Genomic DNA, 16,179 nt, shown 5'->3' on the forward strand with positions numbered 1-16,179 from the left:
TTACTGTTATATAGAGATTGTGAATCAGGTAGCAAAATACTATGGATGAAAATCAAATCGAAGCAGAATTAATGAGATTGTTTAACATAATTCGCCGCTCACAAGTCTTGAATAGAGAGAGAACAAAAGCTCTCAATCACTTTCTCATTCTCTGTCAACAATCTCTCAAATTAATCAAAGATCAGCACCAAGATTATTCCGAAGCCTTAAATAAAACCTGGGTATGGCTTGGTAAAAATATCCAAAATTTTCAACCGAGTTCTAGTTCATTGAGAGAAAGTTTAGAGAGGTGGATTAATGGGTATCTTTATTGGCGTATTAAAGATTTATATATTCCAAATGATGATCAAAAATTTACAACTTTTAGTATAGATAAACCAATTGGTGAGAGAAATTATAGTCTAACGTATAAAGATTTACTGATAGATGATAATCAGGAATCAAGTTTATTAGATAAGCTGATAATTGATGAAGAAGCGGAACACATTAAAAATGTAGTTGAAAAAATTCGTCTTTATGTTGAACAAGATCCAGATAGTATCTTCAGAAATTTTTATCCGAAAAAATATCCTCAATGTAATTGTCAGTTACTGATCACAAGGCTAATTTTCAAAGAACCACCCAATTCACTAGCTGATATTGCCAGAGAGTATGATATTAAATATCAAAACCTCAATACCTGCTGGCAACATACTCAACGTCCCAATTGTCGTAAGCTGCTCAAAGAAATTGCCTACAAAATTTACAAAGATAACTACTATCAATCTGAGGTAAAACTATGAATAGTACCAAATCAAATCTCCCAATTATCCTCATAGATGTAGCCGTCCATCGCCTAGCTGAGAAATTTGCTTCTCAACAAGCAACTCCTGACAAATTAAAAAGAGTTTATTTTAATACTTTGGCTGTTTACGCCGTCAATGAATATTTGAAACGGTTGGACATTCCAGCAAATTTAGAGCGAAGTGACAGTTGGAATGCAGTTTTATATTCTCTCTTTGATGTAGCTGAATTGACGTTAGAAAACATTGATAAAAAAATAGAGTGTCGCCCAGTTTTTCCAGGAAAAACAACGTTTAAATTACCACTGGAAGGAGCAGAAAATCTCATTGGTTATGTTGTCGTACAGTTGAATGAGACTCTCACTCAAGCTGAAATTTTAGGATTTTTACCTATCAATTCTATCAGTAAAAATCCTGTGAAACAAATAGCAATTTCTGATTTAAAATCTATTGATGTACTGATTGACCATATATATGATGCTCAAGAAGCCATATCAGGGCAAAAACTTATCAATATTATTCACCGAGTTCAGCAGGCTTTTCAAGATGTTTTAGAAGAACCTACCCTATCCTATGCACACAGAAGCAGTTCTGAATTAAGAGAACTTAGCGAAAATCATCAAGATTCTGAAAATCACTTAGTTGTAGAAATTGATTTAGGCTTACAAAAGCTTCTCCTCATTGTTGAGATGGCATTTAAAGATGAACAGAGAAAGCTGATACGCTTGCAGTTAGAGTCGATAAACACAAGCGAATTGCCTCCTTTGCAACTATTTATTATCGAGGAATCTGGAGAAATATTTCCTCATGAAATTGAGTCTGAAAATCCTACTCATCTTCAAGTTAAAACCTTTAATGGTCGAGTTGGAGAGCATTTTAGCATCAAAATAGTGCTGGGAGATGTGATTGTCACAGAAAATTTTATTGTAGCTTAAAGTTTGGTATTAAAGAACAAATGAACATAGCTATTCTTACGCTAGATATTGACTATAATCACAATGTGAAAGTTGACTTAAAAATTGGAACTGAAGTTATTCGGCAGGTATTACCTTCTTTTTCCAGAATCAAACTATCCTATGAGCAATGGCAAAAAGCTATCAATCAATCAAATAAACCTTCTAGATTAGAAGCAGAAGAACCAAGTAATAGCTTGCCTATTGATTATATCCAAAAGTGTGCAGAGGATTTAGAAACAGAAATTAATCATTGGCTAGATCATGATGGTTTTAAAAAGGGTAAAGAAAGTCTCTTGCGTTTTTTAGAATCATCGAAAAAATCTCCTAGCCGCATAATTATCAAGACTGATGATTTATTCTTACAACGAGTTCCTTGGTATTGTTGGAACATATTGTCAGAATACAGCAATACTGAAATTACTTTAAGTTCTTATTCATGTACAACTCAAAAAAATTACCTTCCTCCTTATAAAACACAATTAAAATTACTCATCCTCTTAGGCGATCGCACAAATTTTTCTCCGAAACGCGATCAAGATATTATTGAAAACTTAAAAAGAAAAACTCATATAAAAATTGATGTTTTCCCTGCTACCAACCGCAAAAATGAATTATGCAATATAGATAAATTCAAAAAATCTTTAGAAAATATCCTTTCTAATGGATATGATATTATTTTCTTTGTAGGACATGGAGTGGGAGAGAGTGCAAAGCCAACGGATATAATTAGATTTAATATTAATAACACCCACTTAGATATAAAAATATCCGAGTTAAAAAAGCCTCTAAATATGGCAATCAAGAAAGGGTTACGTTTGGCTATATTTAATTCCTGTTTAGGCATGGAAATAGGGCATACTTTAGACCAAAATCATGCTCTAACTACGATTGTGATGCGGGAGAAGATCAGAGATGATTTCGCCATAGAATTTTTAGATAACTTTCTCAAGTATTTTTATTCAGGACAACCATTATGTCTAGCTGTTAAAGAAGCAAGGGAAAAACTTCCAATAAATGGTCATAATTGGCTACCAGTGATTTTTCAAAAGGAGAGTGAAGAATCGATATATCTAAAAGATTGGATACTTCCAAATATTTTAGAATTATTGTTTAATGTCGGCTTGACTGGTTTCAATTTCGGCTTAGTAGCAATATTTATTAGCTCTTGGGTATCTACTATCATGATTAGCCATAGTTATTGGCTTGCAGTATTAATTATCTGTGGTATAATTTCTGGTGTAATATTTGCTTTTTTTCCATATCTAAGCAAGCATAAGTATTTATTAATTTTGGGGATAGTTACACTGGGAACTAGTATAGTTTTTGGATTAATTTATGGTGCTTGGGCTTATGTTTATTCATTCTTAATAGCCTTATTTTCAGTATTTGCTATATCAGTTTTTTGCCTAATTTATTACCTTCGTCACACTTTGTTCACAATAATTGATTCTTACCTCAAGTTATCACAAAAGTAATTGCAAATGTTAAACAGACAATTAAATCGGCGTGAATGGATTTATTTAATTATATCCGTTATCTTAACAGTTAGCATATCTTCAGGATTTGCCAGTCAGATTGCTTCTATTCCAAACAAATTTTTATGTGAAATTGAGGATAGTCCTTTAAATATAAATTGTCAGGAAAAATTAATTAGTTTTGGAGACAAGCAATTGATTCCCACAGATATAGAGAAAAATATAGAAAAAAAGTTAGATAGAAATAATTTTCATGATTATAAACAACAAGGTATAGAACTATTATTTAGGATTAAAGCTCCAGCTAATGCAGTAGACAAATTTCAACAGGCGTTTGCAATCTATCCTGACCCTGAAACACTAATTTATAAAAATAACGCCCAATCTCAAAGTCATTCACATCTCCAGATTGCTGTCAGTGTTCCAATTAGTCATAAATTATATATAGCAGAGGAAATTTTACGCGGTGTCGCTCAGGCTCAAAATGAGATAAATCAGAGTAATGACCGTATAAATGGTAAGTGGTTACAAGTAGGTATTGCAGATGATAAAAATGATATTCCCGTTGCCAAAAAAATAGCTGAACAAGCTATTAGCAATACTAATATTCTTGCGATGGTTGGGCATAATGCTAGTAAAATTTCTACAGAGGTTGCTAAGATTTATAATGATAACAAATTAGTGATGGTAACACCCACTAGTTACGACTTGGATATAACTAATCCTCAATATGAGTATATCTTCAAAATTGTACCTAATGTAAATATTTTAGTTAATCATCTGAGAAAATATTATAATTCACAAAATTATAAACAATTATTTATTTGCTTTGATAGCAAAGAGCAAGTTAGTACCAACTTCAAAAGGCTATTTACAGACATTGAAGCTCAGGTTGTTTCGGAGGATGACGACTGTAATGTGTCAAAAAATAATTTTCAACCAAATACTGCAATTTCAAAAGCTCAAGCTATGCAAGCAGACAGCTTGCTCTTGGCAACATCAGTTACGACAATTAATTCATTTATAGATTTAGCAAAAGCAAGTAAAGGACGACTAGCTTTATTTAGTACTTCCACTCTGTACACAGATGAAATACTATCAAAAGCAAAGGAAGCTCTTAAAAACATGGTGCTAGTTACTCCTTGGCATCCAGATGCTTTTGCAAATAATCCTTTTCCCCTGAAAGCAGAACAAATGTGGCAGAGAAAAGTCAATTGGCGAACTGCTATGGCTTATGATGCCACCAAAGTTATTATCGAAGGACTGAAGCGAAATACAAATCGTGAAGAATTACCAAAAGAACTACACAAAAACATACCAATATGTGGATCAACTGGTGAAATTAGTTTTCAATCAGGTGAACGTCGGCAACCGCAAGCTTTTATCATCAAAGTTGTTGAGGATAATGATACTGGCTATGACTTTATCTTAGATTCAACAGCAGAAAACAATTCTGGAAAAAGTTGCAACAACCAATAGTAAAGAGAAGTGAAGAAAGTTCAAACCTTAAATTTTTTCGATTGAGGTTTGTGTGAATTGAGAAGGCAATTAGAATATACAGCAGTTTTCATTTTGGTAGGTACGTTCGGGCGGGCAGGATGCCCACCCCACAAGAGTTTCACTGTTCCTCCTTGTACCTTATCTACCTGCAACCTACTGTAAATGTAAAAGTAAACACTGTGTTAAAAGTTTTAAATGTCTCGTTATGCAGCCAGTATGTTACGGGTTATCTCCCTCTGGATGGTATCAAATTACTGAGGGTATGAAGCACCGAAGAAAACACCAAAACTATTTAATGTCTGATTTGTCAGTATTTATCAGGTTTTGGGTTTCAGAGCAGCAGAATGCAAACTCTGATTTGATATTCCAACGCTGACCGTCATGAAGTAGCAGTGTTAAATTTTCCGCCATAAAGTTAAAATCTAAGGAACGTTGGACAAATTCTGGCCAAGCAGCTCTAAAATTTTGTTTTGTTAAATCCCGAAATGCAACTGTGAGATGGGGGGTAAAGGGGCGAGTTTGAGATGTTTTATCAACAATTTCTAAATTATTTTCTACATAAGCCATTAATTCAGCTTGCAATGTCAAAAGTGCTTGACTTTTAACTACATCTATGTATATGACGCGGGGAGGAAAAGCTGCATAACCGTTGAGTGTAATTGGTATTGACTGTTGTTTATGAGCAAAGTCTTTCAGGGCTGCTTCTAGCTGTGGAATGTTAGCATCTGACCATTCAAAGGGCGGTTGCAAGGTAATATGAGGCGGCGACTTTTGGGCCCCACAACTGGCATAATGATCAGCGAAGTGCTGTTTAATTTCGTTGGCGTAGTCCTGAATGTGCTGTGGTGGTAGCAGGGCGATGAAAAAACGGCTCATATAAGTTGATGTTGAACAGCGAAGCTTAAAGAATATTACAAATATATATACGATACAAAAATCAAGAGGTTGCCCGCAAATGCCTTTGTTCGTCAAAATTGAAGCTGGTAAAGTCGATAAACCGATTTTTGACCAATACGTACCCGCCCATAAAGCCTATGTTGAAGATTTGATTGCCAAAGGACACAAAGCCAGAACAGGCTATTGGGCAGGAGACAGGGGGGGAATGTTGATCTTTGAGGCGGTTTCTATGGATGAAGCCCAAGCAATTGTGGCTCTTGATCCATTGGTGCAGAACGATTGTGTGAGTTATCAGCTTTATGAATGGAAAATTGTTGTGGAGTAACACACACTTACAGAGTTTTCATGTTATACTGATGTTTAGACCTGGATCTACGCGACTGTAACGCCCAAATCTTGTCAGAACCGGAAGGTGGCAGCAATACGGGATGCTTATGGTAGGCGTAGTCTCCGGGTCGCCCTATTTTGTTAGGAGCGGTCAGCAGCAATGCCTGGTTTTGGAGATTTTGTTCAAAAAGCTTTTTACCTCGGTGTCGGGTTAGCTTCCTACGCAGGTGAGAAAGCAGGCGGAAAGTGGGGCGAACTGCGATCGCAAGTTCAAAAACTGGCGGATGAAATGGTGGCAAAGGGCGAAATGAATACAGAAGAAGCCCGCCGTTTCGTCGAAGATATGATGAAGCAAGCTCAACAGCCGCCCAAACCGAGTGAAACGCCGGAGAAATCATCAGCTTCTGAACCCCGCCGCATTGAAATTTTAGAAGAAGATGAAGCGGGAACTGCCAAAGATTCCCCAAAATCAGCAGATTCTTCAGCAGATAATGTTGATCACTTGCGTGAACAAGTGTTACAACTGCAAAGAGAATTACAAGACCTGCAAAAAGATAAGTAAGCAGTTAGAAGCATATAGACATAGCTTTATGTGCAGAAACTTGATAATATACATTGCCTAGGATGTAGTATAGTGCTATAAGCCTGTTAGCACTAAGCGTCCTGTTTATATTCGGTAAGGGCGTAGGTTTATGGAACAATGGCAAAAAGATTTAGCAGAAGTAGTGGAAACCGTGGCTGATGAAGTAGAACGTTTCTTCCTGGGAATGACTGAAATGGTAGATATATTTTTTGAACTCAGCGAAGAATTTTCTGATCATGTCCAAAATTCTATCGCTACTGAAATTGACCAGTATTTCCAGGAACTGACTGACCCAGTTTTGGAATTATACTGGGACTTGGAAGATGTGGTGGGAGATGGAGATCCTGGTTTTCCTTACGGGGTAGAACCTACTCTAGAAAAAAATCCGGCTTGTGTTGGTTGTCATCATTACCACGGTCAGGTTTATGGTGGTAATCTATTAGTCTGTGGGATGCATCCTCATGGGTGGGATGATGCAAATTGTCCTGATTGGGAAAAGGAGGAGGAGAGGTTTTAAACGCAGAGGGGCGCTAAGGTTAACGCAAAGGTACGCAGAGTTTTTGGATTTAAAAGTTATATATTGAAAGCAGTATGAGCAATTTGTCTCCTGAGATGAAGTATGGTGAACGTGAGATTACTGAGGGTAAGTTAATTACTTTTCCTAATCCGCGTGTGGGTAGGCGTTATGATGTGAGTATTTCTTTGCCGGAATTTACTTGTAAGTGTCCGTTTTCGGGTTATCCTGATTTTGCGACGATTTATATTACCTATGTTCCTGATGAGCGTGTGGTAGAATTGAAGGCTCTGAAGCTGTATATTAATAGTTATCGCGATCGCTATATTTCTCATGAAGAATCTGCCAATCAGATTTTAGATGATTTTGTGGCTGCTTGTGATCCTTTAGAAGTCACAGTCAAGGCAGATTTTACTCCCCGTGGTAATGTCCATACCGTAGTAGAAGTACATCATCAGAAATAGATGTCAACGCAGAGGAAAAACTCCGCGTACCTCTGCGCTAACCTTCGCGTACCTTTGCGTTAAACTCCAGATTTAGAACTCAAATTATCTAATATCTCTAATACTTCTTGTTCAAAAGCAACTTGGGCGCGGTTAGTCTTACCACCAATATACAAGCGATCGCCTGTTTTTAATGCCCAAATTTGGGAGTGAGAGAAATAACTCATGGTTGCGCCTAACATTAATAAGGCGAATCCTGTGTAAACTAGGGGGATACCTGGGTCAGATTTAATTTGTAAACCAGTGCTTCCCAGAACATCGACAATTTTCAGATTTACGCCATTGACTTTGGCTGACATTCCCGTGCGTACTGTGTCTACTAACTTCCCGGTGGAATCATATATTAATACCATTCCTTGCAAGTCTTTGGCAATTACAGAAACGCCATCACTCAAATCTGGTTTAGTGGGTATCCAACTTCCCCAAATGCGTCCTTTGCCGTTGGTGTCTAATGCCGCCATCGGTAACTGAAATATGGGACTATTATTAAATTGAATGCGAACTGCTGAGATTCCCCAATCAGTTTGATAAAATGTTACTCCATTATAACGCAAAGGTTGGTTAACGAAAATCTTTTTCTGGTCAACTTCTTCTCCCTGTTTATCCAAGACTGACATATCTGAATAAAATTGGTCGATTCCACCAGTGGGAGTATAATCAATCCAAAAACGATTTACCCGCACAGACCAATCTTTGAGAATTTGGAAATTTGCCCAGGGACCAGCATCTATAATATTCTTGACTTGAAATGTATCACCACTAGATATCATTTCTTGAGCCATAAATCCAGTCATCGCGCCGAGAATTCCCCCCAGGAGAATAGTTACAATACCCACATGGACAATAATCGGTCCGATACGTCCAATTATTCCCTTGCGCGCGTAGAGAATATGATCTTTTTCTGGTTCTTGAAAGATTTTATAACGGCGATTTTGTAAGAGTTCGTTTAAAGAATTGAGGGAACCGGTATCTAGTTCAGCGCTCAAGGCTAATTTTTGGAATTTCCGGGGTTCTTCGTAATATTTCCAGCGTCTGGCGGTTTTTAAAGCTGGTAACTGACGGGTAAATGTACAAGCTGTGAGACTCGTACCAAATAAAATTAATAAACCGAGAAACCACCAAGTGCGATATACATGGTCTAAACCAATTACCTGAATTACCTTCCAAGTCAGGAAACCAAATAATGCTGGATGTTCGGGGTAGTTAGACTGATAATATGCAGGTGACTGACCTTGCTCAATGACTGTGCCACTGATGCTAAAAACAGCGATAATTAATAAGAGTGCGATCGCTAGTCGTAAATTAGTCAGTACAGGTAAAATCTCCCTGCGTAAAAATCGCCCAGGCACTAACCACCAATTTAATTCTGTGGACGCTGAATTTTCTACAGTCATACAATTTTAGATTTTGGATTTTAGATTTTAGATTTATTCCTGAATCTAGGGACTTGAGAATTTTAAATTTCGGATTTTAGATGTAACACTATTAAAAACTTCCCAAAGGAAATCGAGAAATTAAAGAAAATACCCCAAATGCTACTAATAGCACACCGCTAACGGGATTAATCCAACCAGACCAGCGCCGCAGTTCTAGCAGCTTTTTAATCGAAGCCGTAAAAGTACCTGCTAAAATCAAAGGTGCTACATAACCCGCCGTATAGGATAGTAACAAAATAGCGCCGAGAATTAAATCTTGTGTACTCGCAACCCAACCCAGCAAACTAGCTAAAACCGGGGTACTACAAGGAGACGCGACCAAACCGAAAGTTAACCCCAGGGAATAAGAACGCACACCCGGCGGTAAATCTTGGGAAATCCAATTAGTTTCACCCAGGGAGGGAAATTGTATAGGTAAGGCTTCTAGCAAGTTCAACCCCATGAGAATGGCGATAATACTGACGATAATTGGTAAGCCGATTCCCACTTGACCATAGACTTTTCCTACAAAAGCTGCTATAATACCCATCCCTGCTAAAGTCGTTGCTAAACCCAAAGCAAACCATGTCGATTGTGCGGCTGCTTGGAGGCGACCTTTGGCTTCATAACCCCCGATGTAACCAATGGTAATTGGTAGCATGGACAGCATACAAGGGGTAAGACTGGTGAGTAAGCCGGCGGTGAAAATAATGCCAATACTGAGTAAGCTGAGGTGCGTTAATTGGTTAGATACTAGGGTGTTGGCAAATTGTTCTAGTTCGTAAAGTCGTGTTTGTAGAGTCTCCAGCATGGGAATTTTTAAGCTGCAAATGCTTGTTATATTTAGCATTCTAACTTATTTTTGGCAGATATTTAACCTTGCAACCAATCCTCTAATTTTAAATTAGGTATTCTTAATAAATCCGAATCATGGGAAACTAAAATAAGATTATGAATCATAGCTGTAGCTGCTATAAATACATCTGCGTCTTGGATTGGTAAACCTCTAATTTTTAAATCAGCATGAATTTCGGTGGCTTTTTTAAATATTGCCATATCAGCTAATAGTAAAACAGGGTAGTCATTGCATAATTTCTCGAAATAAAGTAACTTTCTACTAGCTTTTATCGCTAAAAGTCCCCTTTCAATTTCATAGTAAGTCATGCCACTAATGAAAAATTTTTTATTTTGAATACGTATGTTATCTAGCGGTTTGATGACTTTGGGATTATTTTTTAAAATAGCCGATACAATGTTAGTATCTAGGAGATAATTCATCTTTTATCTACCTACGGCTTCATCAAATATTGCCATTTCTTCCGGGGTTAAATCATTTAAAGTTCCTGCTACAGCATGGAGAACTAAAATACTATTAATTCTCTTAGTCAAATCCTCCTGATTAATTTGGTCTATATCTGGTGATGTATCGGCTTGACTAAACAGGTCAAAAATATAATTAATCATCTGCTGTTTATCTAATCTTTCCTGATACAAATCGTTATGAGCAATCAAATCTTCTACAATTGCGGAAATGCGTTTAAAGGCTGGTTCAGTTTGAAAAGAGATATCTTGCATATTTGTACTCCATATTTTTTGAGGGTAAATACTATTTTAGCAAAAATTACTATTTTTAAGGTTTATTTTAATTTGTGTGTTGCTATAAAACTGCTGTTTAATTATGAGTAGAATCCCCAAAATTGACCGTCAACGGGAACATCAAGCCAACGAACGCACATTTTTAGCATGGCTACGTACATCCACCTCATTGATTGGTTTTGGGTTTGCGATCGCCCGATTCGGTTTATTTATGCGACAATTAAATTTGGTTATCACACAACAAGAGCCTTTAGTCAACCCCATATTTAACTCCGAAAACTTGGGGACTGTGTTTGTAATTTTTGGAATTGTAGCGATCGCCTTAGCTGCATGGCGGTACAATCAAGTATTCTGGGAAATTGAACGCGCCGATTATCGACCCCACCGTTTACCAGTGTGGATTATGACCGGAGTAGTAATAATTCTCGGTATTCTCAGTCTTCCTTTACTCTTATTACGAAATACAGACTTTCCGCGCCCTTCTTCTACACCCAATCAACCACCGTCGCGCCATCTTCGTTAAATTCTTAAAGTTTATATCCAGCTTATTTCAGGTTTATGAAGTAGATTAAGAAATAATTAACCACAGATGAATTCTTTCTATTTTCGTTAACGCTTTAAGGTTGATATATCCTCCCAGGTCAATGTTATTAAGTTTTCTTTATTATGTTCACCTATTTTTGCTAATCTATTACTTTGCCTTTTGATTGTGTCGTCAAAAATCTTCCTGGCGAGTCTAGCATTACCAAAATTTTCCTTTCTGTGAGCATACAACTCTGTGAACTGTGTTAATAATTTTTCCTTTCCTCGTTTAGTTAACCTATAATCTCCTGATTTGCAGAACATTTCAAAAATATTTAATAATTCATCTGGTTGATAATCTGCGAAAGTAAAATAGTTATTAAACCTTGACTCTAGACCTGGATTAGAATTGATAAAACGTGACATTTGCTCACTGTAACCAGCCACGATAACGACTAACCTATCTCGATGATCTTCCATTCTTTTCAATAAAGTATCTATAGCTTCTTGTCCAAAATCTTTTCCTGAACTTTCTGGTGCTAAAGCGTAAGCTTCATCAATAAACAATACTCCATCTAAAGCCGAATCAATTACCTCATTTACTTTCATTGCAGTTTGTCCAACATAACCGGCGACCAAACCGGATCTATCAGTTTCAATAATATGTCCGCGCTCAAGAAAACCTAATTCTTTGTATATTTTCCCCATCAAACGAGCTACTGTAGTTTTACCAGTTCCAGGACCACCATAAAAGACAGAATGGAGAGAAAGATTAACTTTATTTAACCCGTGTTCCTGGCGCATTTTTTGAATTTTCAGGAAATTGATCAAAGTATTCAAGTCATCTTTAATATTTCCCATCCCCACAAGATTATTTAATTCTTGTGTCACACTTCCTAAACCTTCAGATGGGGAATTCTTATTAGAAAGATGTAATTCCCGCTTCATCCGTCGGAGTTCAGCATCTATTTCTAAATCTCGAAAAGTCATAATTGATATAGCTTGTGTGTAAATGCAGTATAATCGCATTCAATTATACCTCAATAAACTCAAAAATTCTCCGCGAACCTTTGCGCTTACCTTAGCGAACCTCTGCGTTTAAAAAACACTCATCCCCCCACCCCATAAACCAGAAAAAACCCCCTCAAACCCGCATTAACAGAAGCCGATAAATAATGAGTACATAACTAATATTAAATAGATAGAAATACCTCCCAGAGATAACATATAAAAACTGCCTACAAATTCATATATTTAATTTTATTCTAACCAAGCGATCGCCACAAACAAAGACCCAAAAAACATGAACAAAACCTTTGCAACCATTGACGGGAACGAAGCTGTAGCCCGTGTTGCTTACAAATTAAACGAAGTAATCGCCATATATCCTATCACCCCCTCCTCAGCAATGGGTGAATGGGCAGATACTTGGTCAGCCGCAAACCAGCCCAACCTGTGGAATACTATACCCAGCGTGGTGCAGATGCAAAGTGAAGGAGGCGCTGCTGCTGCGGTACATGGGGCGTTACAAACGGGTTCCCTGAGTACCACCTTCACAGCGTCCCAGGGGTTGTTGTTGATGATACCCAACCTCTACAAAATCGCCGGTGAACTAACTAGCGCTGTGGTTCATGTCGCCGCCCGTTCCCTCGCCACTCACGCCTTATCAATTTTCGGTGATCATAGTGATGTCATGGCATCCCGTGCTACAGGGTTCGCCTTGCTGTGTTCTGCTTCAGTCCAGGAAAGCCATGATTTTGCGCTTATTTCCCAAGCGGCTACTCTAGAAACGCGTGTATCATTTATGCACTTCTTTGATGGTTTCCGCACATCACATGAAGTCCAGAAAATCAAGTTATTGTCAGATGAGCAATTGCGATCGCTCATTGATGAAAATCTAATTTTAGCTCATCGCGATCGCGCCCTCACTCCAGACCGTCCCCTATTGCGAGGAACAGCCCAAAATCCTGATGTATTTTTCCAAGGACGTGAAGCTGCAAACCCCTACTACAACGCCACTCCCGCCATTGTCCAACGCCTCATGGATGAATTTGCAGAAGTCACAGGGAGACATTACCAAATCTATGAATACCACGGCGCGAGTGATGCAGAAAGGGTAATTATTCTCATGGGTTCCGGTTGTGAAACAGTCCACGAAACAGTCGATTATCTCAACACCCAAGGGGAAAAAGTGGGCGTGGTGAAAGTGCGACTTTATCGCCCCTTTGATGTAGACAGATTTATTGCAGTCTTACCAAACAGTGTACAGGCGATCGCCGTCCTTGACCGCACCAAAGAACCAGGAAGCGCCGGCGAACCCTTATATTTAGATGTAGTCGCTGCTATCCATGAAGCAAATCCAAAATCCAAAATCCAAAATCTAAAATCGGTTATTGGTGGGCGTTATGGTCTTTCCTCCAAGGAATTCACCCCAGCAATGGTAAAAAGCATCTTTGATCATCTCGCCCAAACACAACCGCAAAATCACTTTACTGTCGGTATTAATGACGACGTTACTCACACCTCCCTCAAATTTGACCCCAACTTTTCCACCGAACCAGATAACGTAATTCGCGCCATGTTCTATGGCTTAGGTTCCGATGGGACAGTGGGTGCTAATAAAAACTCTATCAAAATTATAGGGGAAGAAACCGACAATTACGCCCAAGGTTATTTTGTCTACGACTCCAAAAAATCCGGTTCAATGACAGTTTCTCACCTGCGTTTTGGTCCCCAGCCAATTCGCTCAACTTACCTAATTAACAAAGCTAACTTTATTGGTTGTCATCACTGGGGTTTTCTGGAACGCATAGATATTTTGAAAGATGCGATTTCTGGGGGAACTTTACTATTAAATAGTCCTCATAATGCGGATACAGTCTGGGAATATTTACCCCCAAAAGTACAACAGCAAATTATTGATAAACAGCTAAAATTCTTTGTAATTAATGCTAACCAAGTCGCCCGTGAAAGTGGTATGGGTGGCAGAATTAACACCATTATGCAAGTGTGCTTTTTCGCCTTAGCAGGTGTTTTACCCGAAGCCGAAGCAATAACCAAAATTAAAAAAGCCATTGAAAAGACTTACGGTAAAAAAGGTGCAGAAGTTGTCCAGAAAAACTTGCAAGCAGTAGACAACACCCTGACAAACTTGCATAAAGTAGACATCCCCCAAACAATTCAAAATCCAAAATCCAAAATCCAAAATCCAAAATTGCTAGACAGTGCGCCGGAATTTATCCGGGATGTTCTAGGTGAAATTATGGTATGGCATGGTGATGATTTACCCGTGAGCGCATTACCGGCTGATGGGACATTTCCCACAGGGACAGCGAAATGGGAAAAACGTAATGTTGCAGAAGAGATACCTGTATGGGAAGGTGATGTCTGCGTTCAGTGTGGTAAGTGCGTCATGGTTTGTCCCCACGCTGCTATCCGCGCTAAGGCTTATCAACCAGATGAGTTAATTAATGCACCCAGTAGCTTTAAATATGTGGATGCTAAAGACAAGAGTTTTAGCAATCAAAAATTTACGATTCAAGTCGCCCCAGAAGATTGTACAGGATGCGCTATCTGTGTAAATATTTGCCCGGCTAAAAATAAATCTCAGCCATCCCAGAAAGCGATTAATATGGCGCAGCAGCTACCTTTGCGGGAACAAGAGCGCCAAAACTGGGATTTCTTCTTGAGTTTACCCAATCCTGACCGCAGACTGTTAAAAGTCAACCAAATTCGCCAACAACAACTGCAAGAACCATTATTTGAATTTTCCGGTGCTTGTGCTGGTTGTGGTGAGACACCCTATTTAAAATTATTAACACAATTGTTTGGCGATCGCTCTGTAATTGCCAATGCTACCGGTTGTTCTTCAATTTACGGCGGAAACCTCCCCACCACTCCTTGGACAACCAACGCCGAAGGACGTGGACCCGCATGGTCAAATAGTTTATTTGAAGATAACGCCGAATTTGGTTTTGGCTATCGTTTATCGTTGGATAAACAAGCTGAATTTGCGGCGGAATTATTACTGGGGAGTAGGGAGTGGGGAGTAGGGAGTGGGGATATTTCTGATGAGTTGGTAAAATCTATCCTGACTGCTGAACAAAAATCGGAAGCCGATATCTGGGAACAACGGGAAAGGGTAGAATTACTCAAACAAGAGTTAGATAAAATACTCACTCCTGACCCTAATCTCAAATCCCAAATTCAAAATCTCAAATCCCTGGCTGATTATTTAGTCAGAAAAAGCGTCTGGATTGTCGGTGGTGACGGTTGGGCGTATGATATTGACTTTCATGGTATTGACCATTTGTTAGCCAGTGGGCGCAACGTGAATATCTTAGTCATGGACACAGAAGTATATTCTAATACGGGCGGGCAATCATCCAAAGCCACACCCAAAGCCGCCGTAGCAAAATTTGCCGCTAGTGGTAAACCCGCACCCAAGAAAGATTTAGGTTTAATGGCTATGACCTACGGTAATGTTTATGTAGCCAGTGTAGCTTTGGGTGCAAAAGATGAACATACCCTAAAGGCATTTTTGGAAGCCGAGGCTTTTGATGGCCCTTCATTAATTATTGCTTATAGTCATTGCATAGCTCACGGTATTAACATGACTACAGGGATGAAACATCAACAATCTCTGGTAGAATCAGGACGTTGGTTGTTGTATCGCCACAATCCAGAGTTGCAAAATCAAGGTAAAAATCCTTTGCAATTGGATATGCGATCGCCTACGCAATCAGTAGAACAATCAATGTATCAAGAAAATCGCTTCAAAATGTTGACTAAAAGTAAGCCAGAAGTTGCTCAACATCTCTTAGAACAAGCCCAAGCCGAAGTTAACGCCCGTTGGCAAATGTATCAATATTTAGCCAATAGGTAATGCTTTGGCGTTGCTAATTTGAAGTATGAACAGGATTTGTGATGATGTCAAAACCTCTGTAGAGACGTTTCATGGAACGTCTCTACACATAAATTCATACTTGGTTTCAGCAACGCTAATGCTATAATTGTCCACCTGCTATATAAAACCTAGACAAAACTAGACTTTACTTTCTACTTCAACGGGAGCATGGGAGCAGTTATCCCTCAGTAGACTTTCACGCC

At 38.5% G+C, this 16,179-nt stretch carries 16 protein-coding genes and 1 other RNA gene; 11 read left to right on the forward strand and 6 right to left on the reverse strand.

Features of this window, described 5'->3' with window-relative positions:
* Window positions 1-41: 41 nt before the first annotated feature.
* From NSP_RS12555 to NSP_RS12570, 4 genes are read left to right on the forward strand one after another with little or no spacing between them, the layout of a single operon-like run.
* Entirely contained in the window at window positions 42-782 is a 741-nt protein-coding gene (locus NSP_RS12555) for a hypothetical protein (RefSeq protein WP_006197317.1), read from the forward strand.
* Entirely contained in the window at window positions 779-1,717 is a 939-nt protein-coding gene (locus NSP_RS12560) for a DUF1822 family protein (RefSeq protein ID WP_006197316.1), read from the forward strand. Before NSP_RS12555 ends, NSP_RS12560 begins: the two co-directional genes overlap by 4 nt.
* A gap of 20 nt (window positions 1,718-1,737) precedes the next feature.
* Window positions 1,738-3,213, forward strand: coding sequence for an MFS transporter (locus NSP_RS12565; RefSeq protein WP_006197315.1), 1,476 nt, complete (start codon window positions 1,738-1,740; stop codon window positions 3,211-3,213).
* Window positions 3,214-3,219: 6 nt separating this feature from the next.
* Window positions 3,220-4,692 carry an ABC transporter substrate-binding protein gene (locus NSP_RS12570; RefSeq protein WP_006197314.1) on the forward strand — a complete coding sequence of 491 codons (1,473 nt, stop codon included), beginning with the start codon at window positions 3,220-3,222 and terminating at the stop codon, window positions 4,690-4,692.
* A gap of 309 nt (window positions 4,693-5,001) precedes the next feature.
* Here the strand turns inward: NSP_RS12570 and NSP_RS12575 are convergent, their stop codons facing one another.
* Window positions 5,002-5,589, reverse strand: coding sequence for a 2'-5' RNA ligase family protein (locus NSP_RS12575; protein WP_006197313.1), 588 nt, complete (start codon window positions 5,587-5,589; stop codon window positions 5,002-5,004).
* A gap of 79 nt (window positions 5,590-5,668) precedes the next feature.
* On the opposite strand from NSP_RS12575, the gene NSP_RS12580 reads away from it, so the two are divergent.
* The 5 genes from NSP_RS12580 to queF all read left to right on the forward strand — a co-directional run bounded on the left by NSP_RS12580 (window position 5,669) and on the right by queF (window position 7,498).
* Window positions 5,669-5,935, forward strand: coding sequence for a YciI family protein (locus tag NSP_RS12580; RefSeq protein ID WP_006197312.1), 267 nt, complete (start codon window positions 5,669-5,671; stop codon window positions 5,933-5,935).
* 38 nt (window positions 5,936-5,973) lie between these two features.
* Window positions 5,974-6,070: signal recognition particle sRNA small type (ffs, locus tag NSP_RS24175), an RNA gene on the forward strand.
* A 27-nt stretch (window positions 6,071-6,097) separates the two neighbouring features.
* Window positions 6,098-6,499 (forward strand): phasin family protein, encoded by a 402-nt coding sequence (locus NSP_RS12585; RefSeq protein WP_006197311.1) that lies wholly within the window; start codon window positions 6,098-6,100, stop codon window positions 6,497-6,499.
* Window positions 6,500-6,629: 130 nt separating this feature from the next.
* Complete coding sequence (locus NSP_RS12590; RefSeq protein ID WP_006197310.1) at window positions 6,630-7,037, forward strand: hypothetical protein; 408 nt, start codon at window positions 6,630-6,632, stop codon at window positions 7,035-7,037.
* Window positions 7,038-7,111: 74 nt separating this feature from the next.
* A complete protein-coding gene (queF, locus tag NSP_RS12595; RefSeq protein ID WP_006197309.1) occupies window positions 7,112-7,498 on the forward strand; it encodes a preQ(1) synthase in 387 nt (128 codons plus the stop codon).
* A gap of 59 nt (window positions 7,499-7,557) precedes the next feature.
* Here queF and NSP_RS12600 read toward each other — a convergent pair whose 3' ends face one another.
* From NSP_RS12600 to NSP_RS12615, 4 genes are all read right to left on the reverse strand, one after another.
* The gene (locus tag NSP_RS12600) at window positions 7,558-8,931 is read right to left on the reverse strand and encodes a cytochrome c biogenesis protein (RefSeq protein ID WP_006197308.1); all 1,374 of its coding nucleotides are present in this window, start codon (window positions 8,929-8,931) and stop codon (window positions 7,558-7,560) included.
* A gap of 91 nt (window positions 8,932-9,022) precedes the next feature.
* The gene (locus tag NSP_RS12605) at window positions 9,023-9,763 is read right to left on the reverse strand and encodes a cytochrome c biogenesis protein CcdA (protein ID WP_017804115.1); all 741 of its coding nucleotides are present in this window, start codon (window positions 9,761-9,763) and stop codon (window positions 9,023-9,025) included.
* Window positions 9,764-9,825: 62 nt separating this feature from the next.
* Window positions 9,826-10,230 (reverse strand): type II toxin-antitoxin system VapC family toxin, encoded by a 405-nt coding sequence (locus NSP_RS12610; protein WP_006197306.1) that lies wholly within the window; start codon window positions 10,228-10,230, stop codon window positions 9,826-9,828.
* Window positions 10,231-10,233: 3 nt separating this feature from the next.
* The gene (locus NSP_RS12615; RefSeq protein ID WP_006197305.1) at window positions 10,234-10,527 is read right to left on the reverse strand and encodes a hypothetical protein; all 294 of its coding nucleotides are present in this window, start codon (window positions 10,525-10,527) and stop codon (window positions 10,234-10,236) included.
* Between the two features lie 103 nt (window positions 10,528-10,630).
* Between NSP_RS12615 and NSP_RS12620 the strand changes: the two genes are divergently transcribed.
* Entirely contained in the window at window positions 10,631-11,071 is a 441-nt protein-coding gene (locus NSP_RS12620) for a YidH family protein (RefSeq protein ID WP_006197304.1), read from the forward strand.
* Between the two features lie 86 nt (window positions 11,072-11,157).
* Here the strand turns inward: NSP_RS12620 and NSP_RS12625 are convergent, their stop codons facing one another.
* The gene (locus NSP_RS12625) at window positions 11,158-12,099 is read right to left on the reverse strand and encodes an AAA family ATPase (RefSeq protein WP_006197303.1); all 942 of its coding nucleotides are present in this window, start codon (window positions 12,097-12,099) and stop codon (window positions 11,158-11,160) included.
* Window positions 12,100-12,373: 274 nt separating this feature from the next.
* Between NSP_RS12625 and nifJ the strand changes: the two genes are divergently transcribed.
* Window positions 12,374-15,955, forward strand: coding sequence for a pyruvate:ferredoxin (flavodoxin) oxidoreductase (nifJ, locus tag NSP_RS12630; protein WP_006197302.1), 3,582 nt, complete (start codon window positions 12,374-12,376; stop codon window positions 15,953-15,955).
* The last annotated feature ends 224 nt before the right edge of the window (window positions 15,956-16,179 follow it).

The organism is Nodularia spumigena CCY9414, from assembly GCF_000340565.2.
In the GTDB taxonomy this organism is placed as follows: Bacteria; Cyanobacteriota; Cyanobacteriia; order Cyanobacteriales; family Nostocaceae; genus Nodularia; species Nodularia spumigena.